Source organism: Paenibacillus barcinonensis (genome assembly GCF_003217495.1).
In the GTDB taxonomy this organism is placed as follows: domain Bacteria; phylum Bacillota; class Bacilli; order Paenibacillales; family Paenibacillaceae; genus Paenibacillus; species Paenibacillus barcinonensis.
In genome coordinates this window covers 1-1981 of sequence record NZ_QJSW01000057.1, presented here as the reverse complement: position 1 = coordinate 1981, position 1981 = coordinate 1, and the positions used below count along the sequence as shown (strand labels likewise).

Sequence of the window (1981 nt, the reverse complement as noted above, 5' to 3'; positions counted from 1 at the left end):
ACGTCTGTCCCTAAATCCGGTGCCTTTCGATCCCAATTGGCAGAGCCCTCAGTTCCACGAAATGCAATTACCGCTTGCTTAGTGTCCGGGTTATAAAAGGTCACTGCATCCATTCCCGATTTGTTATGTTTTTGGTCTAACACTTCCCAGCCTGGAACCATTCTAAAATCTTCTCCTATTACATAATCACTATAGGCTGCTTCAGACATCTGTTGATAATCCTGATCTGTTAAATTTAATTTCCCTGGACTTCTATTCTCAGCCATTTTATGACCTCCAATGTTCTTTAGTCTTTTAAAACCTGTAATTTATTCTCTTTATTTGTAGGGGTCGAATCCCCGTTCGCTAAGCATATTGCGAAACTCTCTGCTAAACGAAAGCAATTCTGCCTTATTGGATTCATAATTTACCGAGACATTAAAATGCTGCTCTTCATGTCCTCTTACATAACCATATACAGTAACACGAGCCATAGCCATTCTAGGCTGCAATTGTCTTCGTGTAATTACTACATCATTTAAGTTATAAGTATCTTTCAGATACTTGATTGCTATAGATTCTGACCGATCTATAATCTCCTGATCCTCTTTGTTCACTCCTGAACACCCTCCTAATAATCCAATCACTACCATAATCAAAAGAAAACTCTTGGCAATCCGTGGCATCGCCATCCCTCACTTTACTTTGCATATCTTCACAAAAAAGAGAAGGATCGAAGAAAACTCATGAATCCGTTCTCTTCGATCTCATCACTATATTACATCACCTGTCAACGCCTTCACTCGTTCTATAGATTTGAGTAACAGGATACTCTGCATCCACTTTGACAGGAATATCATAGTATTGTCTAAACTTATTCGGATCAGCCCAGCTTTCAGCATTTTTAATGCTCTGAAGAGTAACAAAATCTGTATTAGGCCTAGATCCGTTAATAACTTGAAATATAGAACTCAACCATATTTTATCTATATCGGATACTTTATCTAACCCAGCAGCCTTTAAAGCCGCATTCACTTTATCTACTGGAACATTAAAATATGTAGTAACGCTTCCATCTGAGTGACGTTCTTCTCCTACTTGAATTATTCTAACTACACCATAGGGCCCCCCTTGTTGTGGGACACAATCCGTTGACTTGCATCTTTTGTCACGAGCTATTGTAAATCCCACCGTTTTATAACGAATCGATGTAGTTGCTGCTGTTGATTTTGTACTAAATTTAATTGAACCGTCAGGGACAAATTGAATGTTATCTGCAGCGTACGCTACAGGTGTTGTACTGAAAAAAACAAATAATTCTAGTATTAATGACATCAGTAACAAACGTGGGGTAACATTATTGAAGAGCTTTTTCATTTCACTTCACGTACTATTGAAGTGTCACTAAAGAGTGTAGCCATACCACTAACCTTGAGATTATAATTATTAACATTCGTTGATAGTGGAATATCTACATACCCTTCATATTCTTTTCCTTTTTTAAAAGGTCCAGCACTTTTGAAACGCTCATCAAGTATGATGTTTTCATATTTGATATACGATTTAATCTTGAAATTAAATTTAGTTCGAATAAAATAACCAGATAACTTATTCGCATCAGTCACCATAGAAGGTTCTGCTACTAAAGAGCCTTTCATAATAATTTTATTACTCTTTACCCACTCCACATATTTTTTCATATCTGTCAGTACATAACTGAAAGCCTGATTATGATTACTAAATAATGTCTTGGCCCAATCTTCATCAATCGTTCTGTAATCTACATTAAGCAAGGTATTATAGTAATTCTCTGTTGTTGTTTTCCACTGATCCATGGTTCCCTTATGGTTGAAGACTTTGTCAAATTTAGCTAGCTGCGCAGAAGTTGTATCCACAATCCTAGGGAACTTCATCTCATACATTTCATTCGGATACTCTTCCAAAATATATGGGAAATCCTTCGCGTTTTTAGGTAAATTGGTCGTTCGGATGACCCGTCCCC

The 1981-nt window shown here is 37.0% G+C and carries 2 protein-coding genes and 2 pseudogenes; all 4 read right to left on the bottom strand.

The window, feature by feature from the left end; all coding sequences use genetic code 11:
• Positions 1 to 266 (bottom strand): annotated as a pseudogene (locus DFQ00_RS28580) (hypothetical protein); the annotation flags it as partial.
• 51 nt (positions 267 to 317) lie between these two features.
• Positions 318 to 596 carry a hypothetical protein gene (locus DFQ00_RS28575; protein ID WP_110899765.1) on the bottom strand — a complete coding sequence of 93 codons (279 nt, stop codon included), beginning with the start codon at positions 594 to 596 and terminating at the stop codon, positions 318 to 320.
• A 166-nt stretch (positions 597 to 762) separates the two neighbouring features.
• A complete protein-coding gene (locus tag DFQ00_RS28570; RefSeq protein WP_208643834.1) occupies positions 763 to 1314 on the bottom strand; it encodes a hypothetical protein in 552 nt (183 codons plus the stop codon).
• Positions 1315 to 1352: 38 nt separating this feature from the next.
• Positions 1353 to 1981: pseudogene (locus DFQ00_RS28565) on the bottom strand (copper amine oxidase N-terminal domain-containing protein); the annotation flags it as partial.